Annotated in this window: 25 protein-coding genes and 1 pseudogene; 10 read left to right on the top strand and 16 right to left on the bottom strand. The window is 63.0% G+C overall.

The features are described from left to right. From AB688_RS13205 to AB688_RS26795, 3 genes and pseudogenes are all read left to right on the top strand, one after another. The gene (locus tag AB688_RS13205) at positions 1-429 is read left to right on the top strand and encodes a hypothetical protein (RefSeq protein ID WP_063544613.1); all 429 of its coding nucleotides are present in this window, start codon (positions 1-3) and stop codon (positions 427-429) included. A gap of 17 nt (positions 430-446) precedes the next feature. Further along, entirely contained in the window at positions 447-824 is a 378-nt protein-coding gene (locus tag AB688_RS13200) for a Rho termination factor N-terminal domain-containing protein (RefSeq protein WP_063544611.1), read from the top strand. Positions 825-1586: 762 nt separating this feature from the next. Then, a pseudogene (locus tag AB688_RS26795) lies at positions 1587-1716 on the top strand (transposase domain-containing protein); the annotation flags it as partial. Here AB688_RS26795 and AB688_RS13195 read toward each other — a convergent pair. The 3 genes from AB688_RS13195 to AB688_RS13190 form a co-directional block, all read right to left on the bottom strand. Further along, positions 1706-2272 carry an isochorismatase family protein gene (locus AB688_RS13195; RefSeq protein ID WP_063544609.1) on the bottom strand — a complete coding sequence of 189 codons (567 nt, stop codon included), beginning with the start codon at positions 2270-2272 and terminating at the stop codon, positions 1706-1708. The pseudogene AB688_RS26795 and the gene AB688_RS13195 overlap by 11 nt on opposite strands. A gap of 1929 nt (positions 2273-4201) precedes the next feature. Continuing rightward, positions 4202-4432 carry a metallothionein gene (locus tag AB688_RS26265; RefSeq protein WP_081255230.1) on the bottom strand — a complete coding sequence of 77 codons (231 nt, stop codon included), beginning with the start codon at positions 4430-4432 and terminating at the stop codon, positions 4202-4204. After that, positions 4432-4893: a hypothetical protein gene (locus AB688_RS13190; protein ID WP_054894177.1), complete on the bottom strand. Its 462-nt coding sequence runs from the start codon at positions 4891-4893 to the stop codon at positions 4432-4434. The genes AB688_RS26265 and AB688_RS13190 overlap by 1 nt, the downstream gene beginning before the upstream one ends. Before the next feature lie 155 nt (positions 4894-5048). Between AB688_RS13190 and ligD the strand changes: the two genes are divergently transcribed. From ligD to AB688_RS13165, 5 genes are all read left to right on the top strand, one after another. Next, positions 5049-7520 (top strand): DNA ligase D, encoded by a 2472-nt coding sequence (ligD, locus tag AB688_RS13185; RefSeq protein ID WP_063544607.1) that lies wholly within the window; start codon positions 5049-5051, stop codon positions 7518-7520. Then, entirely contained in the window at positions 7520-7768 is a 249-nt protein-coding gene (locus AB688_RS13180; RefSeq protein ID WP_063544604.1) for a hypothetical protein, read from the top strand. Before ligD ends, AB688_RS13180 begins: the two co-directional genes overlap by 1 nt. Continuing rightward, a complete protein-coding gene (locus AB688_RS13175; protein WP_063544602.1) occupies positions 7765-8805 on the top strand; it encodes an acyl-CoA/acyl-ACP dehydrogenase in 1041 nt (346 codons plus the stop codon). The genes AB688_RS13180 and AB688_RS13175 overlap by 4 nt, the downstream gene beginning before the upstream one ends. Before the next feature lie 68 nt (positions 8806-8873). Continuing rightward, positions 8874-9473, top strand: a complete 600-nt coding sequence (locus tag AB688_RS13170; protein WP_063544600.1) for a class I SAM-dependent methyltransferase — start codon at positions 8874-8876, stop codon at positions 9471-9473. After that, positions 9470-10132 (top strand): glycosyltransferase, encoded by a 663-nt coding sequence (locus AB688_RS13165; RefSeq protein WP_063544598.1) that lies wholly within the window; start codon positions 9470-9472, stop codon positions 10130-10132. Before AB688_RS13170 ends, AB688_RS13165 begins: the two co-directional genes overlap by 4 nt. A gap of 14 nt (positions 10133-10146) precedes the next feature. On the opposite strand, the gene AB688_RS13160 is transcribed toward AB688_RS13165, so the two are convergent. The 10 genes from AB688_RS13160 to AB688_RS13125 form a co-directional block, all read right to left on the bottom strand. Next, complete coding sequence (locus tag AB688_RS13160; protein WP_063544596.1) at positions 10147-10983, bottom strand: Ku protein; 837 nt, start codon at positions 10981-10983, stop codon at positions 10147-10149. A 9-nt stretch (positions 10984-10992) separates the two neighbouring features. After that, positions 10993-11130: a PSPA7_2676 family Cys-rich small protein gene (locus tag AB688_RS27015; protein WP_172964775.1), complete on the bottom strand. Its 138-nt coding sequence runs from the start codon at positions 11128-11130 to the stop codon at positions 10993-10995. An 80-nt stretch (positions 11131-11210) separates the two neighbouring features. Beyond that, positions 11211-12116, bottom strand: coding sequence for an SDR family oxidoreductase (locus AB688_RS13155; RefSeq protein ID WP_054894170.1), 906 nt, complete (start codon positions 12114-12116; stop codon positions 11211-11213). Positions 12117-12199: 83 nt separating this feature from the next. Beyond that, positions 12200-13324, bottom strand: coding sequence for a carboxylate-amine ligase (locus AB688_RS13150; RefSeq protein ID WP_063544594.1), 1125 nt, complete (start codon positions 13322-13324; stop codon positions 12200-12202). Between the two features lie 5 nt (positions 13325-13329). Next, the gene (locus AB688_RS13145; RefSeq protein ID WP_063544592.1) at positions 13330-14283 is read right to left on the bottom strand and encodes a methyltransferase; all 954 of its coding nucleotides are present in this window, start codon (positions 14281-14283) and stop codon (positions 13330-13332) included. Further along, the gene (locus tag AB688_RS13140; RefSeq protein WP_063544590.1) at positions 14283-15608 is read right to left on the bottom strand and encodes an iron-containing redox enzyme family protein; all 1326 of its coding nucleotides are present in this window, start codon (positions 15606-15608) and stop codon (positions 14283-14285) included. The genes AB688_RS13145 and AB688_RS13140 overlap by 1 nt, the downstream gene beginning before the upstream one ends. A 14-nt stretch (positions 15609-15622) precedes the next feature. Beyond that, positions 15623-15808, bottom strand: a complete 186-nt coding sequence (locus tag AB688_RS26260) for a hypothetical protein (RefSeq protein WP_081255229.1) — start codon at positions 15806-15808, stop codon at positions 15623-15625. Between the two features lie 126 nt (positions 15809-15934). Continuing rightward, the gene (locus AB688_RS13135) at positions 15935-16444 is read right to left on the bottom strand and encodes a flavin reductase family protein (RefSeq protein WP_063544588.1); all 510 of its coding nucleotides are present in this window, start codon (positions 16442-16444) and stop codon (positions 15935-15937) included. Positions 16445-16522: 78 nt separating this feature from the next. Continuing rightward, on the bottom strand, positions 16523-17554 hold the full coding sequence (locus tag AB688_RS13130) for a methionine synthase (RefSeq protein ID WP_063544586.1): 1032 nt from the start codon (positions 17552-17554) through the stop codon (positions 16523-16525). A gap of 29 nt (positions 17555-17583) precedes the next feature. After that, positions 17584-18567, bottom strand: a complete 984-nt coding sequence (locus tag AB688_RS13125; RefSeq protein WP_063544584.1) for a DUF1852 domain-containing protein — start codon at positions 18565-18567, stop codon at positions 17584-17586. 289 nt (positions 18568-18856) lie between these two features. Between AB688_RS13125 and AB688_RS13120 the strand changes: the two genes are divergently transcribed. After that, entirely contained in the window at positions 18857-19993 is a 1137-nt protein-coding gene (locus AB688_RS13120) for an MFS transporter (RefSeq protein WP_063544582.1), read from the top strand. A gap of 15 nt (positions 19994-20008) precedes the next feature. Here the strand turns inward: AB688_RS13120 and AB688_RS13115 are convergent, their stop codons facing one another. Together AB688_RS13115 and AB688_RS13110 are read right to left on the bottom strand one after the other, a co-directional pair. After that, positions 20009-21439, bottom strand: coding sequence for an aldehyde dehydrogenase (locus AB688_RS13115; RefSeq protein ID WP_419555268.1), 1431 nt, complete (start codon positions 21437-21439; stop codon positions 20009-20011). 104 nt (positions 21440-21543) lie between these two features. After that, positions 21544-22926, bottom strand: coding sequence for an aspartate aminotransferase family protein (locus AB688_RS13110; RefSeq protein WP_063544578.1), 1383 nt, complete (start codon positions 22924-22926; stop codon positions 21544-21546). A gap of 364 nt (positions 22927-23290) precedes the next feature. Here AB688_RS13110 and AB688_RS13105 point away from each other — a divergent pair, with 364 nt between their 5' ends. Next, the gene (locus tag AB688_RS13105) at positions 23291-24661 is read left to right on the top strand and encodes an APC family permease (RefSeq protein WP_063544576.1); all 1371 of its coding nucleotides are present in this window, start codon (positions 23291-23293) and stop codon (positions 24659-24661) included. 58 nt (positions 24662-24719) lie between these two features. Here AB688_RS13105 and AB688_RS13100 read toward each other — a convergent pair whose 3' ends face one another. Beyond that, positions 24720-25523, bottom strand: a complete 804-nt coding sequence (locus AB688_RS13100) for a helix-turn-helix domain-containing protein (RefSeq protein WP_063544574.1) — start codon at positions 25521-25523, stop codon at positions 24720-24722. Positions 25524-25546 lie beyond the last annotated feature (23 nt).

Genomic DNA, 25546 nt, shown 5'->3' with positions numbered 1-25546 from the left:
ATGCGGATCGTTCCATGTATTGCACTGCTGGCCACCCTGGCCAGCGGCCAGGCAATGGCCGAAGGCTGCGACGTGGTCACGCGCTCATCCAGCGATGCGGTCAACCCGGTGCAGCAGCATACCTGCTACAGCTACGCCAACATGCCGGCCGAAGCGATTGCCTGGTCGTGCAGCAATGAAAGCAAGGAGATGCTCAACAGCCAGAAACGCCGAGTCGAGCGTTGCGCCGACGGCAGCGTCGGCAGCTGCATCGCACCGCTGACCCAGGAAACCCTGGCCAACCCCGATGCCGCGGGGCGCAGCGAGCCTTCCACCCGCCCCACCGTGCCCAAGGACGCGCGGATCATCACCTACTACTACGACACCCCCAGCCTGGGCCAGGCGCGTAGCGATTGCGAACGCAGCAACGGTGTCTGGCAGACCCACTGACGTAGAGGAGAACGACCATGCCACGTGGAGAAAAAGACAAGTACACCGATAAACAGAAACGCAAGGCCGAGCATATCGAACAGAGCTACGAGGCCAAGGGCGTGTCCAAGGACGAAGCCGAAGCCCGCGCCTGGGCCACGGTCAACAAGCAGTCCGGAGGGGGTGAGCGCAAAGGCGGTTCGGGGCAACGGAAAAGCCCGACGGCCAAGGCCAAGGCACGGGAGTCCTCGGCCCGGCGTGCTGTCGCGACGAAGCATGGCGTGCCCCGTTCCGGACAACAGCTGGAGGACATGACCAAGGCCGAGTTGATGGACCGTGCGCGTAAACAGCACATTGCCGGTCGCTCGACCATGCGCAAGGGAGAGTTGATCGAGGCCTTACGCAAAGTGGCTTGAGCCGCACCGGCGTCCTTACAAGACAATCTCAATGCCGTTCCCGTTGCCGTTACCAATCAAGAATCCAGCCTCATACCTCACGAGCGACAGCTACGCCAGCCCAGGCACCACCCGTACCTCCGCGACTTCAGGAGGCCGAACGCAGGACTTGCGGAGGGAGGTGACGGGCATGGATGCCCGTCAAGCGCTGGGGCCCAGGATGGGCCCTGCAGCGCGGTCCTCCCGGGAGCAAGGCCGGAATGAGGGAACCCGGAGCGAAGCGCAGGGCCGGATGAATGGAGCGCAGCGTTTTTTGGTTACTTTTTGTCGCGTCTGACAAAAAGTGACTCGCCGTAAGGGCGAAAAGGTGACTAAGCGTCATCCTCACAAACGGATATGCCCACAACTGTAAAAACTCACCCCTCTAGCATTCAACTTTCAGAGTGTGTGTTTTGAAAGTTATAAGCACATTCATTTACGAGTGAGACGCATAGTCACCTTTTCGCCTTTACGGCGACCTTCTTTTGCACGCGGGCAAAAGAAGGCAAAAACCGCTAGCTCCATTCATCCGGCCCCTACGCTTCGCTCCGGGGTCCCCTCGTTCCGTTCTTGCTCCCGGGAGGACCGCGCTGAACGCCCCCTCCTGGGGCGCAGCGCTTGACGGGCATCCCTGCCCGTCACCTCCCTCCGCAAGAACTCCACTCGGCCTCCTGACGTCGCGATTGGCGGCGCCTGATCCATCGCGCGCTTAGAAGCAAGATCAAGAGCATCCAGCCTCATACCTCAGCGCGCATGAATGGGCACGATCCGTACGCCCATCTCAAGGATGTTCTAATGCGGCTGCCGACCCCGCGGGGCCAGTAAAATCGGGCACTTGCTACCGCATCAGTGGGGGCCTGCCGCTATTTCATAGGCAGAGCTGTGATCACATCATCTGATGACATGACCTGGGCATATTCGGTGCCCAGTATGGCCAAGGTCAGCTCATAAACGGTTGAGGCGTCCCAACACGTTCCTTGCGGCCCGATTACGGGTACAGCAGTCGTGGCATCCGCTGGAAGAATAATTTCGTACCCAAGCGCTTTCCCGGCTCGAATAGTGGCATCCATGCTGTTATGAACCACAACACCGGTCAACACAATGCGTTTTACTTGCATGCTTTTGAGAATGGCATCCAATTGAGTTCCTATGAATGCGCAGTTCTCATGCTTGATGATGACAATCTCGCCCTCTATCGGAGCCACTTCTTTCTTGATCCCATTCCAAGGGCCATGAACGTGATAGCTGGAGGTGGGATTCTCTTCATCATGCTTCACATGAAGGACAGGCCAGCCATTTGATCGCCAGTGCCGCAGAAGGCGTTGGATTACGGACAAATAGCCAGGGTGGCTTTTACCATTCCAAACAGGCTGATCGATAGCATCCTGAACATCGAGGATAATCAGGGGGATGCTAGGCGTATCCTTCATGTGGGGTCGTCTCCTTACGTTGGACACTTAGTGTGCTGCAACGTCTTCCAGTCAACAAGCAGCGCAGTCTCGCTAGGGTGCCGGAGCTGACAAAGAGGCCACTAAGGACGGGTTGCTACTCCGTCAGTGGATTCCGGCCCAGCTCACGCAAGGTGAGTTGGGCGGACGCTTACATACCTCACGAGCGACAGCTACGTCAGCTCAGACACCGCCCGTACCTCAGCGACTTAAGGAGGCCGGATGATTGGAACGCAGCGTTTTTTGGTGACTTTTTGTCGCGTCTGACAAAAAGTGACTCGCCGTAAGGGCGAAAAGGTGACTAAGCGTCATCCCCGCAAACGGATATGCTTACATCTATAAAAACCCACCCCGCTCGCCTTTGACTTTGACTTTTAGAGTGTGTTTTGAAAGTTATAAGCACATTCATTTACGAGGGTGACGCATAATCACCTTTTCGCCTTTACGGCGACCTTCTTTTGCACGCGGGCAAAAGAAGGCAAAAACCGCTAGCTCCATTCATCCGGCCCCTACGCTTCGCTCCGGGGTCCCCTCGTTCCGTTCTTGCTCCCGGGAGGACCGCGCTGAACGCCCCCTCCTGGGGCGCAGCGCTTGACGGGCATCCCTGCCCGTCACCTCCCTCCGCAAGAACTCCACTCGGCCTCCTGAAGTCGCGATTGGCGGCGCCTGATCCATCGCGCACTTAGAAGCAAGATCAAGAGCATCCAGCCTCATACCCCACGAGCGACAGCTACGCCAGCCCAGGCACCACCCGTACCTCCGCGACTTCAGGAGGCCGAACGCAGGACTTGCGGAGGGAGGTGACGGGCATGGATGCCCGTCAAGCGCTGGGGCCCAGGATGGGCCCTGCAGCGCGGTCCTCCCGGGAGCAAGGCCGGAGTGAGGGAACCCGGAGCGAAGCGCAGGGCCGGATGAACGGAGCGCAGCGTTTTTTGGTTACTTTTTGTCGCGTCTGACAAAAAGTGACTCGCCGTAAGGGCGAAAAGGTGACTAAGCGTCACCCTCGCAAACGGATATGCTCACAACTGTAAAAACCCACCCCTCTAGCATTCAACTTTCAGAGTGTGTGTTTTGAAAGTTGTAAGCACCTTCATTTACGAGGGAGACGCATATTCACCTTTTCGCCTTTACGGCGACCTTCTTTTGCACGCGGGCAAAAGAAGGCAAAAACCGCTAGCTCCATTCATCCGGCCCCTACGCTTCGCTCCGGCTCCCCTCGTTCCGCTCTTGCTCCCGGGAGGACCGCGCTGAACGCCCCCTCCTGGGGCGCAGCGCTTGACGGGCATCCCTGCCCGTCACCTCCCTCCGCAAGAACTCCACTCGGCCTCCTGAAGTCGCGATTGGCGGCGCCTGATCAATCGTGCGCTTAGAAGCCTTACGCAACGCCTGCGTCCTTACAAGGCAATCTCAATGCCGTTGCCGTTGCCATTGCCGATCAAGAATTCAGCCTCATACCTCACGAGCGACAGCTACGCCAGCCCAGGCACCACCCGTACCTCCGCGACTTCAGGAGGCCGAACGCAGGACTTGCGGAGGGAGGTGACGGGCATGGATGCCCGTCAAGCGCTGGGGCCCAGGATGGGCCCTGCAGCGCGGTCCTCCCGGGAACAAGGCCGGAATGAGGGAACCCGGAGCGAAGCGCAGGGCCGGATGAATGGAGCGCAGCGTTTTTTGGTTACTTTTTGTCGCGTCTGACAAAAAGTGACTCGCCGTAAGGGCGAAAAGGTGACTAAGCGTCATCCTCACAAACGGATATGCTCACAACTGTAAAAACCCACCTCTCTAGCATTCAACTTTCAGAGTGTGTGTTTTAAAAGTCATAAGCACTTTCATTTACGAGGGAGACGCATAGTCACCCTCGCAAACGAATAAGCTTACATCTGTAAAAACCACCCCGCTCGCAAAGCAATTCTACGGCGAAATAGGATCACTCGCCGGGAACGTTTCATCCAGCGCATTATCGACCGAGCTATCCTTCGGCTGAGTCAGCTCACCACAATTACAGTCCGCCATACGACAAGGCTCCCCATTGCGATGCCCCGTAGCACAGGCCTCGCAGCAATAAGCCTTGCCATCCTGGACCACGGTATTGGCATCCACGGTGCAAGAACAGTGGTTGCAGGAACATCGTTGCTCGTTCATCAGGGTTCTCTCCTGTCATCTTCAGAGCTCACCTCGTCGGTCCACGGCTCACCGTCCAAAGGCGCCGAGCGAGCCAGCTCCGCCTCGTCCAGCCCGATGCCGCCTCCGATCTCATGAGCGTCCACATGCCGCAGGGTCTGGTCAGCAGGTCTGCTACCGCTACCAGGCTCATCAGGGTCGCGAGCACCGGTTTCATCGAACAACGTGTCCGGGCTCAGGTCGTCCAGGGTGACGTTGTCCTCGTGCAGGCTGTCGCTCAAGGCCTCGCCACCGGTCATGCCGCTTTCGGCAACACGTCGGGGTGGATAGTCCTCGGCGATCTCGCGCGCCGGACGCTCGTCACCGACACGCCCCTGGCGTTCATCACGACGCTCACTGAAATCCAGCTCGTGGACGCTTCCCATGCGGTCCTCGGTGTCGTCGATCTCGACCTGCGGTCTTGGGTCATCAGGTAGGGTCATGAGCGTTCTCCTTTTGTGGGCTTCACTCGGTCGACTCCGCGCACACACAAATGATTCAGAGTTTCTTGCCGCGCCCTACCCCGCGCTTTTTTTGAACTCCGCGCCGCCTCGCCGCCTCCCAATCTTGAGACCCGCGAACCCTCCCGGAGCCCGCCATGGCCAAGCCCCTGCAGGAGTACCATCGCAAGCGCGACTTCAACGCCACATCCGAACCGGTGGGCAAACACGCCAGAACACGGTCGGGCCACGCGCTGCAGTACTGCATTCAGAAACACGACGCCAGCCACTTGCACTACGACTTCCGCCTGGAACTCGACGGCACCTTGAAAAGCTGGGCGATCCCCAAGGGGCCCTCCCTCGATCCGAAGGTCCGGCGCCTGGCGGTGCATGTCGAGGACCACCCGCTGGACTATGCCAACTTCGAAGGGCACATCCCGGAGGGTCACTACGGCGCTGGCGATGTGATCGTCTGGGACCGGGGTATCTGGGAGCCCGAAGGCGATCCGCATCAAGCCTATGCCAAAGGCAAGCTGCGCTTTCGCCTGCAGGGCGAGAAGCTGTCGGGGGTCTGGAACCTGTTCCGCACCCAACTGGCCGGCAAGAAGGAACAATGGATGCTGGTCAAGTCAAATGACGGGCAGGCGCGCAGCGAGGTCGACTACAGCATCGTCGAAGCCCTGCCGGACAGCGTCCTCAGCGAGCGCAGCCTGCCGCCAAGGCGTCCGGCCAAGACAACCTCCGCTACCCCGCGCAAGCACAAGGCCCGCGCCAAAGCCCTGCCCGACAAGCTCCAGCCGCAACTGGCCACCTTGGTCGACTCCCCGCCCAGCGGCGACTGGCGCTATGAAGTCAAGTTCGATGGCTACCGCATCCTGGCGCGCATCGACGGTGACGACGTACGCCTGTTCACCCGCAATGGCCACGACTGGAGTGCGAAGATGCCCCGTCAGGTCGAGGCGCTCAAGGCGCTCGGGCTCGACGCTGCGTGGCTGGATGGCGAAATGGTGGTGGTCGATGACAACGGCGTCGCCGATTTCCAGGCGTTGCAGAATGCCTTCGACACCGAGCACGACGAACGCATCACCTATTACCTGTTCGACCTGCCCTGGCTGGGGCGCGAAGACCTGCGCGAACTACCGCTGAAGGCGCGTCGGGACACCTTGGCCCGGCTGCTGGAAGACAACGCATCGCCGGTGCTCAGGTACTCCGCAGACTTCGAGGAACCGGTCGACTCGCTGCTCGACAGCGCCTGCCGGCTGGAGCTGGAGGGCCTGATCGGCAAGCGCGCCGACAGCCCCTACGTGGGGCGACGCAGCAGCGACTGGATCAAGCTCAAGTGCAAGCAGCGCCAGGAATTCGTGATCGTCGGCTACACCGACCCCAAAGGCAGCCGCCAGGGTTTCGGCGCCCTGCTGCTGGCCCTGCATGACCACGATAGCGGTCAGCTGCGCTACGCCGGCAAAGTCGGCACCGGCTTCAGCGCCGCCACCCTGGACAGCATCCTCGCCCGCCTGAAGCCGCTGCGGGTCGCCAAAGCGCCGTTGCCCAGCCCCCCCACCGGCGCCGAAGCCCGCGGGGTGCACTGGCTCAAGCCGCACCTGCTGGCAGAAGTGGCCTATGCCCAGATGACCCGCGAAGGCATCGTGCGCCACGCGGTGTTCCACGGCCTGCGCGACGACAAGCCCGCCACCGCCATCGATCTGGAGAAAGCGATGCCCGCCAAGCGCGCAGCACAGCCACAACCCGAGGGCCTGGACACCCTGCGCCTGACCCACCCGGACCGCGTGGTCGACGCAACCATCGGTGCAACCAAGCGCCAGGTCGCCGAGTACTACGCGCAGGTCGCCGACTGGCTGCTGCCACAGCTCAAGGATCGGCCCGTCGCCCTGGTCCGGGCACCGGATGGCCTGGCTGGCGAGCTGTTCTTCCAGAAGAATGCCGGCCAGCTGCATATTCCCAAGGTGCTCAGCTACAGCAAGGCCCAGGCCGGCCAGGCGGCCATGGTACTCAACCGCGCCGACAGCCTGTTAGGCGCGGTACAGATGAATACCCTCGAACTGCACACCTGGAACGCCACCAACAAGGACTTCGACAAGCCCGACCGCTTCGTGCTCGACCTGGACCCTGATCCCGCGCTGCCCTGGAAAGCCATGCTCGAGGCCACCCAACTGACCCTGACCCTGCTCGATGAACTGGGCCTGAAGGTCTTTCTCAAGACCAGCGGCGGCAAGGGGATGCACCTGGTCGTGCCGCTGACCCGGCGTGCTGGCTGGGACGAGGTGAAGGACTTCAGCCATGCCTTGGTCGAGCACATGGCCGGGCTGTTCCCTGATCGCCTCAGCGCGGTTTCCGGCCCGAAGAACCGCGTCGGGCGGATCTTCATCGACTACCTGCGCAACGGCAAGGGCGCGACCACCGTGGCGGCCTATTCGCTGCGTGCTCGTGAAGGCCTGCCGGTTTCGGTGCCGATCTGGCGCGAAGAGCTGAGCCAGCTCAAAGGCGCCGATCAATGGAACATCGGCAATCTGCACGAGCGACTTGCGCAGGTCGAGGACCCTTGGTCCGAGATGGCCAGCACCCGCCAATCGATCACCGCGCGTATGCGCAAGCAACTGGGGATCGATTGATGGAGCGAATGCTGGATCTGCTGCAATGGCCCGCCATGCTGCTGACCATCGCGGCGGCATGGTGCATCGGCTCGCGCCGCCCGCGACGCAGACGCATCGGTTTCTGCTGCTTCATCGCCAGCAATGTACTGTGGGTGGTCTGGGGCTGGCAGGTACAAGCCTGGGCACTGATCGTCCTGCAGTTCTGCCTGTGCATCATGAACCTGCGTGGCTGGAAGAAGAACACCCAAGGAGCGCCAAGCCCATGAGCATCGCCCATGACTTCGACCTGGAGCGCCTCGATCACCTGTTGCGCCCTTTCAGCGCGCGAGCGCAGGCCATCGACCTCGACACCCAGTTGCCAGAGCTGCTGCACCTGCTGCAGGCCGATCATCTCGACCGACTGCCACGGCCTGGCCAGGGCCGCACCCTGGAGCGCTGGAGGACCCTGGCGCGGGTCGCCGGTTGCGACCTGACCCTGGCCAAGCTCTACGAGGGCCACACGGACGCCCTGGCAATCCTCAGCGAATGCGCCGCCGAGCACCACGCCGGCGACGGGATCTGGGGCGTGTGGGCCGCCGAGCCACCGGATGCACGCACCCGCATCGTCGCCCGCGACGGCGATCAAGTCCGGCTGCAAGGCTGCAAAGCCTGGTGTTCGGGGGCGTTGCAGATCGATCGCGCGCTGGTCACCGCCTGGGAAGGCGAGCATCCGCAATTGGTGGCCATCGAGCTGTCCCATCCCAGCCAGCGCATTCAGGCCGAGCACTGGCAGGCCGTGGGCATGGCCACCACCGCCAGTGTCACCCTCGCATTCGATGATTCGCCGGGCCTGGCGATCGGCGCTCCCGGCCAATACCTGTCCCGCCCGGGATTCTGGCAAGGCGGCGCTGGCATCGCCGCCTGCTGGTATGGCGCGGCCGAAGCCCTCGCGGCCTACCTGCGCGAACACTGCGCCAAACCCCGGCCCGACCCGCACGCCGACGCCCACCTGGGCGCGGTCGATGCCGCCTTGTTCGGGGCCCGCGCCGCCCTGCGCGAATGCGCCGCCTGGATCGACCGGCACCCTCAGGACGATGCCAGTTTCCAGGTGCGCCGCACCCGCGCCCAGGTGGAGCAGGCGGTCGAGCAAGTCATTCGGCATGTCGGCCGAGCGCTGGGCGCCACACCGTTCTGCCGCAGCAGCCATTTCGCCCGGCTCAGCGCCGACCTGCCGGTGTACCTGCGTCAAAGTCACGCGGAGCGCGACCTCGCCGAATTGGGCCAGCAACTGACCGGCATGCCGGCAGGGGCATGGCAACTTTGACCAGCATCTGCCTCAGCCGACCACCGGCTGCAACCTTTGGAACCGGTCTCGCCCTCAATGGAGTCACCATGAGCCTCGATGCGCAGTATTTCGCCGACCTGTATGCCAGCAACGATGATCCATGGGCCTTTCGTACCCGCTGGTACGAACGGCGCAAACGCGACCTCACCCTGGCCAGCCTGCCTCGCCAGTGCTACGAGCGCGTGTTCGAGCCGGCGTGTGCCAACGGCGAGCTCAGTGTGCTGCTGGCCGAGCGCTGCGCCGACCTGCTGTGCCAGGACATCGACGCCACCGCCGTGGCCCTGGCCCGCCAGCGACTGGCGGGCGTAAGCCACGCCCGCGTCGAGCAGGGGCACCTGCCGGGCGACTGGCCCGGCGGACAGTTCGACTTGATCGTGCTCAGCGAAATCGGCTACTACCTCGATCCCACCGACTGGCTGCAGGTGATCGAACAATCGGTGGCCAGCCTGACCTACGACGGCGGCCTGCTGGTATGCCACTGGCGCCATCCCATCGCCGGTTGCCCCCAGGATGGCCGTGAGGTCCACGCCCTGCTTGCCCGACATCTGCCGCTGTACCCGCTGTTACGCCACGAGGAGGCGGATTTCCTGCTCGAATACTGGTCGTGCCAACCCAGCGTCGTGGACCTGGACGAGACCTGCCTATGATCGCCGTCATCATTCCCGCTCACAACGAAGCCCGCCGCCTCGGACACTGCCTGCGCGCCGTCAAGCGGGCGGTGGCACGGGCCGAGGCGGCGGGCCTGGTGGTCGAGGTGCTGGTGGTGCTCGATCGCTGCATCGACGCCAGCGCACGCATCGCCCGCCGTCATGGCGTGCACACCCTGGAACTGCAGGCCGGCAACGTCGGCATTGCCCGGCGCGTGGGCGCCGAGTGGATGATCGAGCGCGGTGCGCAGTGGCTGGCCTTTACCGACGCCGACAGTCGCGTGCCCGAGCACTGGCTGGTGTCGCAGTTGCAATGGCACGCCGACGCAGTCTGCGGCACCGTGCACATCGAGCGCTGGCAGCCTTGGCAGAACGCCGCGCTGCGCCAGCTATACCGCAGCCGTTACCAGGCTCGGGACGGGCACCGGCACATCCATGGAGCGAACCTGGGCGTGTGTGCCAAGGCCTATGAACGCGCCGGCGGATTCCAACCATTGCCAGCCGATGAAGATGTGCAACTGGTGCTGGCCTTGGAGGCCAACGGCGCGCAGATCGTCTGGACCGCAGCGCACAGCGTGGCCACCAGCAGTCGGCGGGACAGCCGGGCTCGCCAAGGCTTCGGCGATTACCTGAGCGCTCTGGAGGGACTGGTGCGGTAGGGTGCGCTCCCGCCCTAGGACGCCTTGCGCGGTCGCTTGCTCGCCGGCTTCTTCGCCTTGGTCTTGCCGCCAAGGCTGCGCTTGAGCAGCTCGGTGAGGTCGATGATGTCGGCGCCCTTCTCCGCCGTTGTCCCCTCACCTTTGTCCACCGTCGCGATCTTGCCTTTGCTGGCCTTCTCTTCAACCAGGTCGAGGATGGTCTGGCGGAACGCGTCGTGGTACTCGTCTGGCTTCCATGGCCCACTCATGTCCTCCACCAGTTTCTTGGCCATGTCCAGTTCGCGCTTGTCGATCTTGGTGTCGGTCACGCTCTTGTCCAGCTCCAGCGACTCCAGGCCACGGACTTCCTCGGGCCAGCGCAGGGTAATCAGCACCAGCGCATCCTCCAGCGGGCGCAACAACGCCAGGTGCTGGCGGGTGTGCAGCACCACGGTGGCCAAGGCCACCTTGCCGGTGCTGTGCAAGGTCTCGCGCAACAAGGCATAGACCTTGCCGCCACGACGGTCGGGGCTCAGGTAGTAAGGCGTGTCGAACTGTTGCAGCGGGATCTCACCGGCGTCGACGAAGGAAAAAATATCGATGGTCTGGGTCGCCTCGGGCCGCGCCTTGCGAATCTCCTCTTCGCTGATCACCACATAGCGGCCCTTCTCGTACTCCACACCTTTGACGATGTGTTCCTTGTCGATCTCCTTGCCAGTCACCTTGTTTACCCGCTTGTAGCCCACCGGCTCCATGCTGCGCTTGTCGAGCCAGTCGAAATCCACGCGCTCGGTGCGCACGGCGGTATTGAGAGAGACAGGGATATGCACGAGGCCGAAGCTGATCGCGCCTTTCCAGATTGCCCGGGCCATGGTCGGTTCCTACGCATCGAATGGTTGGCCGGGCTGGCTGTAGCGCAGCGCGCCGCAGCGTTCGCAGCACTGGCAGTCAAGCCCGGCGATTTCACGGATCAACAGGCTGCGCCACTGGCAGCCACGCAGCAGGCAGACGAGTTTCATCAGCCACCTCCCTGGCCCGCATGAAGGGCCTCTTACAATGACTGACTGCGCGGCGCGGCCAAGGTTTACTCGACGTTGCCCTATGGCAGTGGATCGCCGCCGGTGACGCCGAACACCTCACCGGTGATATAGCTCGACTCCTGGCTGGCAAGCAGTACGTACAACGGGGCGCACTCGGCGGGCTGGCCCGGGCGTTTCATCGGGGTATGCCCACCGAAGTCGGGGATCTTTTCCGGTGGTTGGCCGCCACTGGGCTGCAGCACGGTCCAGATCGGGCCTGGGGCCACCGCGTTGACGCGGATGCCGCGCTCGATCACCTGCTTGGCCAGCGCCTTGGTGAAGGCCACGATGGCCGCCTTGGTGGTGGCGTAGTCCAGCAGCGTCGCCGAGGGCTGGTACGACTGGATCGAGGCGGTGTTGATGATGGTCGCTCCGGCCGGCATCAGCGGCACTGCTGCCTGGCACAGCCAGAACAAGGCGTAGACGTTGGTCTTGAGGGTGTGATCGAACTGCTCATGGGTGATCTGGCCGATGTCCTTGCGCGCCTCCTGCTTGCCGGCCACGTTGACCAGGATATCCAGGCCGCCGAGCTGTTCGTGGGCCTGGTCCACCAACTGGCTACAGAAGCGCGGGTCCTTGAGATCACCGGGAAGCGCCACGGCCTTGCGGCCTTCGCGCTCGATCAGCTGGACCACTTCACGGGCATCTCGCTCCTCCGTGGGCAGGTAGTTGAGCGCAATGTCGGCACCCTCGCGGGCGAAGGCGATGGCCACGGCGCGTCCGATACCCGAGTCGGCGCCAGTGATCAGCGCGCGACGTCCGGCCAGGCGCCCGAAACCCTTGTAAGTGGTTTCACCGTGGTCGGGCTTGGGCTGCATGTGCGCATCCAGGCCTGGGGCGGCTTGGCCCTGGGCCGGAAAAGGCGGATGTGGGTATTGGGTCAGGGGATTTTGCAGGGTGAATTGATCCTGGGGCTTGCTGGGCATGGGTTGGACTCCTTCTGGTTTGGCTGGGTTGCCTGATCGCGAATCACACTGCGTTCGAGGCAAACGATCTGCGGATGGTTTACTCAACCCATCCCGGGCACCGACAACTGGTGCTCCATCACCTGTTTCACCACATTGCGCATCGCCTGTCGGTCATTCAGGCCCTGCTCGCGGGCCAGCGCATAGGTGTCACGCTGGTGGTCGGCACTGGTCCCGTCGCGCAGGATGCGCCGGGCGTGCATGAAGGCGCGGTCAGCGTCGGCGGTGTCGGGCGGACATTGCATCTGCAGTTGTGTCAGCCAGCCTTCGGCGTTCACCGCCTGTTGGTCGTGAACGCCGATGAACGTGCCCCGACGGCCCTCACGCAGGGCGCGCCAATAGTTTTCGTGGGTGATCCAGCGCATTTCACGACTGGCGATAGCGTCGTTGCGCTGCACTGCATGCTCGACGAGATGGCGAAACAGCGCGGCGATGGCCAAGGCATCGTCCAGCCGGGGGCAGCCATCGCAGATGCGCAGTTCGACTGTCGGAAACCGCCGCGAGGGCCTGATCGCCCACCAGAAGTCACCATCCTCGGCCAGGCTGCCAGTGCGTTGCAGCAGCGCCCGGTAACGCTCGTAGGCGCGCCAGTCCGGTAGCGGTTCGGGCAGCCCCATGTGCGGCCACTCCCCGCACAACACGCGTCGGTAGCTCATGTAGCCGGTGTCCTGTCCGCCCCAGTACGCGGAGGAGGTGCTGAGTGTCAGCAGCAGGGGTAACCAGTACAGCACCCGGTTGATCACCTGCATGCGATCGACGCCCTGCGGCACGCCGACGTGCACGTGCAGGCCGTTCAACAGGCTGCGCCGGGCCACCAGCCGATAATCGTCGAACAGCTGGCGGTAGTGGGGGGTTTCCCGCGGGAGCTGGCGCAGCCATTGGGCACTGGGGTGGCTCCCCGCGCCGTAGAAGCCGACGCCCTCGCCCGCCAATGCCTGACTCAGGCGCTGGCGCTGCTCGGTGAAAAAATCACGGGCCTGGTGCAGCGTATCGAACACCGGCGAGGCGATCTCCACCTGGCTGCGAAACATCTCCTCGGCGAACCATGGCCCCAGCGCATCGCGGCAACAGCGGGCCACGGCCGTGGGCGGCGCGGCCATGACCCGCCCCGTGGCCAGATCCACCAACAGGTATTCCTCCTCGATGCCGAACGTGCAAGGCCGCGCCATGGGCATCAGCCTCGGCGGGTGACGGTCAGGGCCACGGCAGCGATGCGTTCGACCTGCTCGTATCCTGGCTCGAGCAACTGCTCGCCGAATACGTCGGGGTCCAGTTCCCGGTAGGACCAGCCGAACGCAGGCCCGGCCAGGCGCAGGCGAACGGCTTCGAGCAGCGCGTCGCGCCCCTCGACGATGGCGACACCGGTGTACAGCAGCAACGTGCCGCCGACCGACAGCCGCTCACGGGCCTGCTCGACAATCCGTAGCGACAGTTCGGCGCCCAGCGCGCCACCCCCGTGGCGGTAGGCGCGCTCGCCGACGTCGAGCATGTAGGGTGGATTGGCGACGATCAGATCGAACGTCCCGGCGATGCCGCCGAGCAAATCGCTGAGCTCTACCGAGACATTGGCCACCCCGGCCAGCGCGGCATTGACAGCGGTATGACGCAAGGCCACAGGGTTGATGTCCACCGCAGTGACCTGCGCATGCTGCGCGGCTCGGGCGATCAGCAACGCGCCGACGCCACTGCCGCAACCGATGTCGACGGCATGCTGCACACGCTGGGGGCTGTGCTGCAGATGATCCTGGATCACCTGGGCGAACCGGTAGCTGTCCGGGCCGAAGAACACCGCGTCGCGGCTGTCGGTCGGCCAGGCGGAGTGCACCAGCAGCAGGTCGTCCAGGGTCGACCAGCGCACCCTGCTGCGCCACAGCGCACCCTGTGGCTCCAGCACGCCAGCGATACGCAGTTGTTCCAGTTCGTCGGCGCTGAGCAGAGATGCCTCGAACGGTCGACTCCAGCCAAACACATCGCGCAGGGTTCGGGCCTGGTGCGCTTCGCTGCGAGCATTGACCCTGGCCTGGGTCGCCGGGGTCACGCAGGTGAAACGATAGCCGTCGGCGCGCAGCCGACGTCCCAGCTGGAGCAATGCCTCGTCGGCACGCCTCTGGTCTTGGTCGAGCAGCATCAGTTCGGCCCTCCGCTCATCAACCCGGTAGCCTGGATGAATGCGCGGGTGGCGCGCAGGCCCTGGGGCGTGGAATGTCGATTGCCGGCCATCGCTTCGATCAGCACAGCCATGTCCGCCGCCTGCGCTTCGCCGGGCGCCTCTTCCTCCAGTTGCAACGCCTGCTCCCACTGCCCCGGCGGCACCCGACGCATCGCAGCACCCTGCCAGGTGCCGGCGATCCAGTCGTGCCAGAGCTGCTTTTCATAGGCATCGAACACACCGAACATGGCTGCCACCGGACCGTCGATCAGCGCCCAGAAGCGGCTTTCCCTGGGATCGCTGTCGCGCTTGATCCAACCCTGGGCTTGCAGTGCATCCAGAAAACCGGGCATCGCACCGGGTTCGGCGAGCCACTGGTTGATGGTGCGCCCTTGCAGGCGGCATCTGTCCGAATGCATGCACTGCCCGTACACACGCTTGCGTTCCAACGCGCCGAGCAACTCGGCCTGCAGGTCGAACGAAGCGATCAGCGACGGTGTGTCGATACCCAGGTCATTGAGCCGATAGCCATGCCGGACACGCTCGTAGAACGCCGGCCCCTGGTCCTGACCGAGTTCGGTGAAGCACTCCAGGGCGCGCCGCGCATGACCGCTCGCAGCATTGTCGATGGTCACATGCAACTGGAAGTAATGAGCGTCGATGCCCAGCTCGGCCAACTCATGGGTGGTGATCAGCAGGTGTAGCGGGGGCTGCTCATACCCCAGGTTGTAACCGATCACTTCCGGCAGGAAGCGCTCGCAGTGCTGCCCCAGGGCCAGTTGCAGCGTGCCCTGCAGGTAACGTTCAGCGGCCAGCGGTGCGCTCTGCAGGCAGCCAAGACGGCTGAGCAGGCGCTGGTAGATCAGCACGTGGTTGCGGCGCAGATCGCCATCACCCAGCTCTTCGAGGAAGGTGCGAATCAATCCATGAAACCGTGGGTCGCGCCAGTGCCACAGGGTGCCGTGCAGCCATGCGCCATCGACCGCCTTGGTCGGGGCGACCTGCTGCAGAAACCACAAGGCCTGCGCCCGGTTCTGGAAGTACCGGCGTGGGGCCCCTTGACGCCGTTGTTCAAGATAGGCCGCGTGTTCACTGGCGACCCGCTGCGAATGGGCAGCGGCCCAGTCCGGCAGTTGCCGAGGATCATCCGGCAAGTCGTCCGCCAAGGTGCGGACATGGCTCAGTTGCTCGCTAAGCCAGGCCTCGGTCGTCGGGTCACTGCCCTCGAGCAGTGCCCGATAGCGATGTTCAAGCCCATCGGTCGCCTTGCTGGTTGCCGCCCTACCCTTTGTCAGCTCCACCATGCCCGCTACCTCGCTCATTGATTTTGCGGTTTGGTCTCGGGGGACGGATTGGTCGTGGATGTATCGGGCTGCTGCATCTGCAGCGAAGGTTTGCTTGGATCGGCGTCCTTGGCCGGGTGGTCGTTATCACGGTCGAAACAGCCACCGAGCAAGGTAAAGCAGGCAGTTAGCAGCGCTGTGGCCAGTAGATTGGTTTTCATGGGGGTTCTCGCTTTTTTATGAGGGCCTACATAAGCGAGTTCGACACACCCAGAAGGATTCGTTTTAATTGCGGCGCAACGGATGAGCGGTGCTACGGATGCCAGCCACCCTTTCGCCGCGCGGGCTCAAAACGCGCCCTGTGCGGCGAGATTGCAATACTGCCCCTTGAAATACAGCAAAGGCGTTGCTGCGGCTGCTTCCTGGAGGTTCACCGCTTTCACTTCACCGATCACGATCAGGTGATCGCCCGCAGGATGCTCGGCGTGAATTTCGCAGTCCAGCCAGTGCAGGCTGTCGCGGATGATCGGGTTCCCCAAGGGTGAAACCTGCCATTGCACGCCGTGCCACTTGTCCGTGCCCCGTCGAGCGAACTGGTTGGAGAGGTCATGCTGCCCACACGCCAGGATATTCACCGCAAAGCGGCCAGCCTGGCGGATCTTGGGGTAGCTGGCCGAATTGGACATGACGCTGAATGACACCAGCGGCGGGCTCATCGACACGCTATAGAACGATTGGCAAGTGAACCCAACCGGCTCGTCATCGAGCCGAGAGGTGATCACCGTGATGCCGGAGGCGTAGTGCCCGAGCGCGTGGCGAAAGCGCGATGGCTCGACAGCCGTACAGGGGAGTGACATGCGTAGATCCTGGATAAGGGGCCGTTCGCAACGGTCAGGGGAGGCCTGAAAGCGCCCGCCTTCGGCCTCCCGAGTTCATCACGCGTTCAACAGTTCTCGCCGAACGATGTCTGCACCCGCCGTCAGTGCCCTCAACTTCCCACTGGCAACGTGACGTGGCAAAGGCGCCATGCCGCAGTTGGTGCAGGGGTAGAGTTTGTCGGCATCTACAAACTGCAGGGCTTTGCGCAGGGTGTCGGCGACTTCCTCAGGCGTTTCGATGGTCGAGGTGGCCACATCGATGGCCCCGACCATTACCTTTTTGCCGCGAATCAGCTCGATCAGGTCCATGGGCACACGCGAGTTGTGGCATTCCAGCGAAACGATATCGATGCTGGATTTCTGCAACTTGGGGAACGCTTCCTCGTATTGCCGCCACTGCGAACCCAAGGTCTTTTTCCAATCGGTGTTGGCCTTGATGCCGTAGCCGTAGCAAATGTGCACCGCGGTTTCACATTTCAGCCCTTCGATGGCCCTCTCCAGGGTGGCCACGCCCCAGTCATTCACCTCATCGAAGAACACATTGAATGCCGGCTCGTCGAACTGAATGATATCGACGCCTGCAGCTTCCAGCTCCCGGGCTTCCTGGTTGAGAATCCTGGCAAATTCCCATGCCAGTTTTTCGCGGCTTTTGTAGTGGCTGTCATACAGCGTGTCGATCATCGTCATGGGTCCCGGTAGCGCCCACTTGATCGGCTGCTGGGTTTGCTGGCGCAGGAACTTGGCGTCCTCGACAAACACGGGCTTCTGCCGAGCCACGGCACCCACGACCGTCGGCACGCTCGCGTCGTAGCGATCACGAATCCTGACCGTCTCCCGCTTCTCGAAATCCACACCGCTCAGGTGCTCGATAAAGGTCGTGACAAAGTGCTGACGGGTTTGCTCGCCATCGCTGACGATATCGATACCGGCCTGCTGCTGCTCTTGCAGCGACAAACGCAAGGCATCTTGCTTGCCCTCGATCAACTCCGCGTCCTGCAACTTCCAGGGGGACCAAAGGGTTTCAGGCTGGGCCAGCCACGAAGGCTTGGGCAAGCTGCCTGCGGTTGAAGTGGGTAACAGCTTTTTCATGACAGATAAACCTTATGCATTTTGTTCAATCAGAGCGCGCACTGGGACGACCACTGTTCAAGCACCGCCTGGTACGGCTTGATGAAGTGTTCCTCGGCGAACTTGCCCTGCTCGATCGCCAGCCGACTGCGCTCTTCACGGTCGTAGACGATGCGCGTCAGTGAGTAATCCTGATGCTCGAGGCTTGGCCGGTAGGCTTTGCCAGCCGACGAGTTCGCGTTGTAGATCTCTGGCCGATAGATCTTCTGGAAGGTGTCCATCGTGCTGATGGTGCTGATCAGCTCAAGCGGGCTGTAGTCCTCCAGCAGGTCGCCGGCAAAGTAGAAAGCCAAGGGCGCGACGCTGTCAGGCGGCATGAAGTAGCGGACCGTCAGGCCCATTTTCTTGAAGTATTCATCGGTCAAGGAATAGGCGTCCTGCTGGTACTCGACGCCCAATACCGGGTGCTGGTTGTCCGTGCGGCGATAGGTCCTGCTGCTCGACACGCTCAGGCAGATCACCGGTGCCTTGGCAAAATGCGCTTTATAAGTACTGGAGTTCACGAACGCCTTGAACAACTTGCCGTGCAAATCGCCGAAGTGCTCGGGAATACTGAAGTCGGGCTGGCCTTTGTTATGCCCCAGCAACAGCACGCTGAAATCATAATCGCGCACGTAGGACGAGAAGTTGTTGCCAACAATGCCCTCGATACGCGCCTTGGTTTTCTGGTCGACGATCGTCGTTTTCAGCAACTCGATCAGCGGAAGGCTGTGATCGGCCTGCGGGCCCTCCATGGTCATCTCGACTGAAATGATTTCAAGTTCAAGCCTGTAGCGGTCGCCCTCGGGATTGTCCCAGTGCGCCAAGGCATTGAACCGGTTGTCGATCATGCTCAAGGTGTTGCGCAGGTTCTCCTGGCGATTGCGCCCACGGGCCAGGTTGGCAAAGTTTGTCGTGGTACGCGTGTTTTCCGCGGGGCAATAGTCTTCATCGAAACGCGTGCGTTTGATGGCAAAGGTAAATTCGTTGTTCATCGGTCTCTGACATCCTGTTGGGCGGTGATGGCCTGCATCACCTCACCGGGGCAGCGAACGGCTGCCTACCCTGGGAGAAAATTCGATGGGGGGATTGTCAGGATCATCGTACCTTGAGACAAACTCATTTTTTTCGAGATGATCTGCAATTTTATTCATGATCGTTCTGAGCGCTTGCTAAATGCGAGGTCTGGACGGCGGCCAACCTCCCCGACGCCATGACACGGGTGTTACCGGCATGACCCTTGAGGTTATGCTGCGTACCCCCGCCCTTTGCCACGAGACTGTCATGTCGTCCGCTGCCGTACCGGCGCAAACCCTGCGCGCCGACCGAGATTCGCGCAACGCCGCCCAGGTACTCGGCCTGTGCCTGCCCAGTGACGTACTGCTCTATCTGCTACTGCCCATGTACGCTTCGGACTTCGGCGTGACCCTGGTCGAGGCGGGTGTATTGCTGGCGGCCAATCGCCTGGTACGGATCATCGGCTATGGCTGGGTGGTGCGGTTCTATGCACGCCATGGCGATCGTGCGGCGTGCAGCCTGGCGGCCTTTGCCGCAGCGGTGTGTGCACTGGGTAACGCCACCCTTGGCGGATTCGCCGCACTGCTGGTGCTGCGCCTGGTCTGGGGGCTGTGCTTTGCGACCTTCAACCTCAGTACCCAGACGCTCGCCACTGCCGAAGCACAAGGTGCAGCCCGCCGCGCCGGGCGCTCGCGGGCAACCCTGGCCATCGGCCCCATGCTGGCCTTGCCGCTGGGGGCGCTGATGGCCCAGGTCTACGGCCCGCGCGCTGTGTTCTACGTACTGTGCATCAGTGCCCTGTGCGGCCTGTGGCGTGCCCGCGCCTTGCCTTGCGGCGGCCATGACATTGCCGCGCGCAGCGGTCGGCGTCTGCGCCTGCCGGACAGCATCGCCACCTGGTCCTTCATTGAAGGGGTGACGCTGGACGGCCTGTTCATATTCGGCCTCTCGCTGTATGCGCAAGGCCATATGGGCGAGTCGGGGGTACTGGTGGCCGGTGTCTTGATGGCGGTGCGCTATCTGAGCGAGATGCTCTTCAGCCCCTTTGGCGGACGCCTGGCAGACCGCTTCGGCGCACTGCGCATGTTGGTGGTGCTGTCGCTGGCCACGTCACTGGCGCTGCTGGTATTCGCCAGCCATTGGCTGTTCATCGGCGCCTTCTTCGTGTTGGTGCTGCGCGCCTTGCAGTTGCCGCTGGTGATGACCCTCGTCGCGCTGCGCAATCCACACGCGCGCATTCAGGCGCTGGCCAGCAATGCCGTGTGGCGCGACATCGGCGCCGGGCTCGGGCCGATGCTGGCCGGTGTGCTGCTACCGCAGGTGCCAGCGATCTGGGCTTACGCCGGGGCGGCGCTGGCGGTCGCCGTGGCGGCACTGAACTGTGCCAGGCCGCCACGGCATTGAACGCTGCGCCCGAGATCAGCGCAGCTGGATCCAGGTGGTCTTCAACTGGGTGTACTTGTCGAACGCATGCAGTGACAGGTCACGCCCAAAGCCCGACTGCTTGTAGCCGCCGAACGGGGCGACCACATCGAGCGCATCGACGGTGTTGACCGAAACGCTGCCGGCCCTGAGCTGCCTGGCAACCCGATGCACGCGGTTCAGGTCGTCGCTCCAGACCGACGCGGCCAACCCATAGAGGCTGTCGTTAGCCAGGCGGATAGCCTCCTCTTCAGTGTCGAAGGCCGTCACTGCGAGTACCGGGCCGAAGACCTCGTCACGCGAAAGCGACGACTGCGGGTCGACATGGGTGAAAATCGTCGGTTCGATGAAGTTGCTGGAGCCGTTGAAGCTGAGTTGACGCCCACCGGCCACCAGAGACGCCCCCTCCTCGTGTGCACGGCCGATTGCGGCCATGATCTGCGAAGTCTGCTGCGCATCGACGATAGCGCCGGCGCGGCTGGCCGGATCGAGCGGATCACCGGGTTGCCACTCGCGCGCCTTGGCGATCAGACGCTCGATGAACGCGTCATGGATCGAGCGCTGCACGTAAAGTCGCGAGTTGGCCGAGCAGACCTCACCCTGGTTGAAGAAGATGCCGAATGCGGCTTTCTCTGCGGCCAGGTCCAGGTCCTTGCAGTCATCGAACACCAGGTTCGGGCTTTTTCCACCGCACTCCAACCACACCTGCTTCAGGTTCGACTGCGCCGAGTACTGCATGAAGTACTTGCCCACCTGGGTGGAGCCGGTGAATACCAGGCAATCGACATCGGGGTGCAGGCCCAATGCCTTGCCGGCGATCTCGCCCAGCCCCGGCACGACGTTCAACACCCCTTCGGGAATGCCCGCCTCCAGTGCAAGCTCGGCCAGGCGCAGCGCCGAAAGCGGCGACTGTTCGGCAGGCTTGAGCACGACGCTGTTGCCCGCTGCCAAGGCCGGGGCCAGTTTCCAGGCCGCCATGTCCAGCGGGAAGTTCCACGGCACCACGGCTGCGACCACACCGATCGGTTCACGGGTGATGGTGACCACGGCATCGGACGCAGTGGGCGCAACCTGGTCGTAGAGTTTGTCGAGCGACTCGCCATACCAGGCGAAGACATGGGCGGCGCCCGGCACATCGATGTTGTAGGCGTCGAGCACCGGCTTGCCCATGTTCAGCGACTCGAGCAGCGCCAGTTCCTCGCGGTGGACCAGCATCAACTCGGCCAGGCGCAGCATCACACGCTTGCGCTGGGTCGGCGCCATCCGGGCCCACGGGCCTTGCTCGAACGCCTGCCGAGCACTGGCCACGGCACGGTCTACGTCCTCATCGGAACAGGCGGCGACCCGCGCCAGCAGCTGGTTGTTGGCAGGGTTGATCGCATCGAACGTTGCGCCACCTGTGGCGGCCACGAAGCGGCCGCCGATCATGGCTTGATCGCGAAAAGTCAGGTTGGCGGCTTGATGCCGCCAGTAGGTTGAATCGTGCACGTTGTGCTCCAGGTACCGTGGGTAGGAAAGGTAGCGCAGCCGCTTCAGAGCTTGCCCAGGGCCTGCGCGGTGCGGTCGACCGCTTTGCGGGTCTTCTCCACCAGCTCGTCCAGCTCGCTGTGGTTGGCCACCAGCGCAGGCGCCATGATCATCCGCCCCAAGGTCGAACGAATGATCACCCCCTCTTCGAAGCCGAAAGTCCGGCACTGCCAGGCCAGCTCGTTCTCGTTGGCGTAGCGCTTGCGGCTGGCCTTGTCCTCGGCGAACTGCAGTGCCGCCACCAGCCCGGCGCCCTGTACCTGGCCAATCAGGGGATGGTTGGCGAACACCTCGCGCAGGATGCGCTGCAGGTAGGGCCCGGTGTCATCTTTCACCTGGCGGACGATGCCTTCGTCACGCAGGGCCTTGAGGTTGGCAATCGCCACCGCAGCGGCCACCGGGTGCCCGGAATAGGTCAGGCCGTGAGCGAATACCCCGCCGCGCTCGACCAGTGCTTCGGCGATGCGCTTGCTCAGCACCAGCCCGCCCATCGGCACGTAGCCCGAGGTGAGGCCCTTGGCGATCGACAGGGTGTCGGGCTCGAAACCGAAGTACTCATGGGCGAACCATTCGCCGGTACGACCGAACCCGCCGATCACCTCGTCGGCGCACAGCAGCACGTCGTACTGGCGGCAGATGCGCTGGATTTCCGGCCAGTAGCTTTCTGGCGGAAAGATCATGCCGCCGGCGCCCTGGAACGGCTCGGCGATGAAGCCGGCGACATTCTCGGCCCCAAGCTCAAGGATTTTTTCTTCCAGCTGCAAGGCGCAGCGGCGACCGAACTCGGCCGGACTCAGCTCGCCACCGGCGGCATACCAGTACGGCTCATCGATGTGCGCCACATCCGGAATCAGCCCGCCCATCTCGTGCATGAACTTCATTCCGCCCAGCGCCGTGGCCGCCAGGGTCGAGCCGTGGTAGCCGTTCCAACGGCCGATCATGACCTTCTTGTTCGGCCGGCCAAGCACCTGCCAGTAGCGGCGCACGGTACGGATCAGCACCTCGTTGGCCTCGGAGCCGGAGTTGGTGTAGATCGCGTGGCTGTAGTGCCCCGGCAGCAAGCTGAACAGCAGCTCGGACAACTCGATCACCGCCGGGTGAGTGGTGTGGAAGAACATGTTGTAGTAGGCCAGCTGGTCCATCTGCGCCGCCGCGGCCGCGGTCAGGTCCTTGCGCCCGTAGCCGAGCTGGGTGCACCACAGGCCCGACATACCGTCCAGGTAGCGCTTGCCGTCGCTGTCCCACAGATGCAGCCGCTCACCGCCGACGATTACCCGGGGGCCTTCGGCGTTGAGCGCCTTCTGGTCGAGGAAGGCATGGATATGGTGTGCAGCATCGGCGGCCTGGTAGTCACGGGTCTGGCGTTGGGGTACGAAAGGCGCGTTCATGGGCGGTTTTCCTTGTTGGTATGGAGACGCCACCGAAGCTTGCAGCAGCCAGCAACCGTGTGAAATCACCCGTTGGGGTGAGGTCTCCAGCCCCGTCACCGGCTCACCCCAACGGGTGATTTCGAAGGCGAATCGGCTATGGGAGCATGCGCCAAGGCCCCCAGATGCGGCCTTACCTTTCGTGCCAGGTCAATAAAGAGAACAACGCCATGAACGCACGCTTCATCACCTCACGTCGCACCCGCTCCCGCCCTCGAGATAGCCACAGCGCCTGAACGAAGGTCCGCCTTCAGCCCAATCGCCCTCTCCCTCGACAGTATCGAGCTCGCTCGCATACTGCGGCGTCCTGCACCCGGAGTCAGCCATGCATACAACAACCACAACCGCTGCGCATTCCACGGCACATTCGAGCGCTGCCAGTACCCGCTTTCGCAAATCCATGGGCATGACCGCCCTGGTGCTCTTCGGCCTCGCCTACATGGTGCCGCTGGCAGTGTTCTCCGCCTACGGACTGGTTGCCCAGATCACCAAGGGCCACCTGCCAACCGCCTACCTGCTGACCCTGGGCGCCATGCTCTTCACCGCCTACAGCTACGGCCGCATGGTCCAGGCGCATCCCTACTCGGGCTCGGTCTATACCTACACGCGCAAAGCCTTCGGCGCCCACGCAGGGTTCATGGCGGGGTGGACGCTGCTGCTCGACTACATTTTTCTGCCACTGCTCAGCTACCTGCTGATCGGCATCTACATGTCGGAATACTTCCCGACGGTCCACGCCTGGGTGTGGGTACTGGGCGCCATCGGCGCGGTGACCTTCCTCAACCTGATCGGCATCGAGTCGGTGACCCGGGTCAACGGCATTCTGGTGGTCGCGCAACTGGTATTCATCGTGGTGTTCGTGGCCTTGTCCATCAACAGCCTGTCTACCCAAGTGCAGCCGATATCGCTGACCGCGCCCTTCTACCATGAAGGTTTCAGCGCCTCGGCGATCATGGCCGGCGCTGCCGTGCTGTGCCTGTCGTTTGTGGGCTTCGACGCAGTCTCGACCATGGCCGAGGAAACCAGCGACCCGACCCGGCGCATCCCGCGGGCAATCATGGCGGTGTCGCTGATCGGCGGCCTGCTGTTTCTGGTGGTGTCCTACTTCGCGCAACTGGTGCACCCGGACTGGAGCAGCTTCGCCAACCCGGACTCCGCCCCGGTAGAGGTGATGAACAGCGCAGGCGGGCGCCTGCTGGCCAGCGCCTTTACCGCCACCTATGTGGCAGGCTGCTTCGCCTCGGCAATGGCCTCCCAGGCCAGTGTGTCGCGGGTGCTGTTCGCCATGGGCCGTGACGGCGCCCTGCCCCGTGCCTTCGGCCAACTGGTGACGAAAAAACGCGTCCCGGCCTTCGCAATCCTGGTGGTTGGCCTGGTCTCGCTGAGTGCGCTGTTCATCAGCCTGGACACCGTCGCCAACATGATCAGCTTCGGCGCGCTGTTCGCCTTCTCGGCGGTCAACCTGGCGGTGGTCAAGCACTACCTGGCCGACCAGAAACTGCGCGGTACGGCAAACTGCATGCGTTACGGCCTGATCCCGGGGTTGGGTTTTCTCAGCACGCTGTGGCTGTGGACCAGCCTGTCGAGCATGTCCTTCACCATCGGCCTGTGCTGGATGGCGCTGGGCCTGGTGTTGCTGATCGGCCTTACTCGCGCGTTCCGGGTGAAGCTGCCTGAGTTGCAAATGGCCGATTGACCAGCGTCAGGCTGACCTTGAATGACAACGCCGACGATGACTCGTCGGCGTTTTCGCGTCAGCGCGGCTTGCTCATGTAGCTTTCCAGCGGATCACGCTCCAGCACCCCATGGGCATTGGCCAGCGCATCGATGAACAGGGAAAACAGCTCGGACTGCGTGCCAATGTCGAGCTTGGCGTAGACATGCTTGCGGTGGGACTTGATGGTGTCTTCGGAAACCTTGAGACGCTCGGCCAGCGACTTCGTCGAATGCCCGCGCAGGATGAGCTGGGCAATCCGGCACTCGCGCTCGGTCAGCAAGGACGACCCGAAATTGCTCAAGGCTGCATGTACACGCTGCTCCCAGACCTTCTCCTCACGCCCGCCACGGCCTTGATACCCCTCGAAATGCTTGGTCAGCACCGCCAGTACCCACGGGCTGATGCACTTGAAACGCGCCTTTGCCGCCTCGTCGAGTTCGTCGGTGAAGGCCAACGACACCGCCAGGCTCAAGCTTTCGTCCAGTTGCAGGAGGTAGTTGATCTCGTCCTCCAGATGCGAGTGCCGGTAGAACGCCAGGTAGTATTCGCTGAGCTTGAAGTGATCGGGTGCAACATCTGCCAGCGCATAGCAGCCTGAATCGGACCTTTCCATGCACAGGTCGTAGAACGGATCGAGCAGGTAGAAACCCGACAGGTATCGCCGTACGTTGCCTTCCGGCCGCCATGGGCCGGGCCCATCGCATTCCGACCAGGCCGATGGCAAGCCCTCGCGCGGGTAGAGGTAGACCGTGCTGGCCTTGACCGGGCCGACCAAGGCCAGCGCGTCGAACAGCGCCGTGGCGAAACCCTGGGCGCCGATGGCGGCGGTGACTTTCGCCATCGCCTCGAACCACTGGACTGATG

Source organism: Pseudomonas putida (genome assembly GCF_001636055.1).
Taxonomy (GTDB): Bacteria; Pseudomonadota; Gammaproteobacteria; order Pseudomonadales; family Pseudomonadaceae; genus Aquipseudomonas; species Aquipseudomonas machongensis.
The sequence above is the reverse complement of the archived record's forward strand: the minus strand, read 5'-3'. Positions and strand labels throughout refer to the sequence as shown.

What these genes read in the sequence shown, in the direction of transcription:
- AB688_RS13205 (WP_063544613.1), top strand. Translation starts at nt 1, where the DNA reads ATGCGGATCGTTCCATGTATTGCACTGCTGGCCACCCTGGCCAGCGGC.
- AB688_RS13200 (WP_063544611.1), top strand. Translation starts at nt 447, where the DNA reads ATGCCACGTGGAGAAAAAGACAAGTACACCGATAAACAGAAACGCAAG.
- AB688_RS13195 (WP_063544609.1), bottom strand. Translation starts at nt 2,272, where the DNA reads ATGAAGGATACGCCTAGCATCCCCCTGATTATCCTCGATGTTCAGGAT.
- AB688_RS26265 (WP_081255230.1), bottom strand. Translation starts at nt 4,432, where the DNA reads ATGAACGAGCAACGATGTTCCTGCAACCACTGTTCTTGCACCGTGGAT.
- AB688_RS13190 (WP_054894177.1), bottom strand. Translation starts at nt 4,893, where the DNA reads ATGACCCTACCTGATGACCCAAGACCGCAGGTCGAGATCGACGACACC.
- ligD (WP_063544607.1), top strand. Translation starts at nt 5,049, where the DNA reads ATGGCCAAGCCCCTGCAGGAGTACCATCGCAAGCGCGACTTCAACGCC.
- AB688_RS13180 (WP_063544604.1), top strand. Translation starts at nt 7,520, where the DNA reads ATGGAGCGAATGCTGGATCTGCTGCAATGGCCCGCCATGCTGCTGACC.
- AB688_RS13175 (WP_063544602.1), top strand. Translation starts at nt 7,765, where the DNA reads ATGAGCATCGCCCATGACTTCGACCTGGAGCGCCTCGATCACCTGTTG.
- AB688_RS13170 (WP_063544600.1), top strand. Translation starts at nt 8,874, where the DNA reads ATGAGCCTCGATGCGCAGTATTTCGCCGACCTGTATGCCAGCAACGAT.
- AB688_RS13165 (WP_063544598.1), top strand. Translation starts at nt 9,470, where the DNA reads ATGATCGCCGTCATCATTCCCGCTCACAACGAAGCCCGCCGCCTCGGA.
- AB688_RS13160 (WP_063544596.1), bottom strand. Translation starts at nt 10,983, where the DNA reads ATGGCCCGGGCAATCTGGAAAGGCGCGATCAGCTTCGGCCTCGTGCAT.
- AB688_RS27015 (WP_172964775.1), bottom strand. Translation starts at nt 11,130, where the DNA reads ATGAAACTCGTCTGCCTGCTGCGTGGCTGCCAGTGGCGCAGCCTGTTG.
- AB688_RS13155 (WP_054894170.1), bottom strand. Translation starts at nt 12,116, where the DNA reads ATGCCCAGCAAGCCCCAGGATCAATTCACCCTGCAAAATCCCCTGACC.
- AB688_RS13150 (WP_063544594.1), bottom strand. Translation starts at nt 13,324, where the DNA reads ATGGCGCGGCCTTGCACGTTCGGCATCGAGGAGGAATACCTGTTGGTG.
- AB688_RS13145 (WP_063544592.1), bottom strand. Translation starts at nt 14,283, where the DNA reads ATGCTGCTCGACCAAGACCAGAGGCGTGCCGACGAGGCATTGCTCCAG.
- AB688_RS13140 (WP_063544590.1), bottom strand. Translation starts at nt 15,608, where the DNA reads ATGGTGGAGCTGACAAAGGGTAGGGCGGCAACCAGCAAGGCGACCGAT.
- AB688_RS26260 (WP_081255229.1), bottom strand. Translation starts at nt 15,808, where the DNA reads ATGAAAACCAATCTACTGGCCACAGCGCTGCTAACTGCCTGCTTTACC.
- AB688_RS13135 (WP_063544588.1), bottom strand. Translation starts at nt 16,444, where the DNA reads ATGTCACTCCCCTGTACGGCTGTCGAGCCATCGCGCTTTCGCCACGCG.
- AB688_RS13130 (WP_063544586.1), bottom strand. Translation starts at nt 17,554, where the DNA reads ATGAAAAAGCTGTTACCCACTTCAACCGCAGGCAGCTTGCCCAAGCCT.
- AB688_RS13125 (WP_063544584.1), bottom strand. Translation starts at nt 18,567, where the DNA reads ATGAACAACGAATTTACCTTTGCCATCAAACGCACGCGTTTCGATGAA.
- AB688_RS13120 (WP_063544582.1), top strand. Translation starts at nt 18,857, where the DNA reads ATGTCGTCCGCTGCCGTACCGGCGCAAACCCTGCGCGCCGACCGAGAT.
- AB688_RS13115 (WP_419555268.1), bottom strand. Translation starts at nt 21,439, where the DNA reads ATGATCGGCGGCCGCTTCGTGGCCGCCACAGGTGGCGCAACGTTCGAT.
- AB688_RS13110 (WP_063544578.1), bottom strand. Translation starts at nt 22,926, where the DNA reads ATGAACGCGCCTTTCGTACCCCAACGCCAGACCCGTGACTACCAGGCC.
- AB688_RS13105 (WP_063544576.1), top strand. Translation starts at nt 23,291, where the DNA reads ATGCATACAACAACCACAACCGCTGCGCATTCCACGGCACATTCGAGC.
- AB688_RS13100 (WP_063544574.1), bottom strand. Translation starts at nt 25,523, where the DNA reads ATGGCGAAAGTCACCGCCGCCATCGGCGCCCAGGGTTTCGCCACGGCG.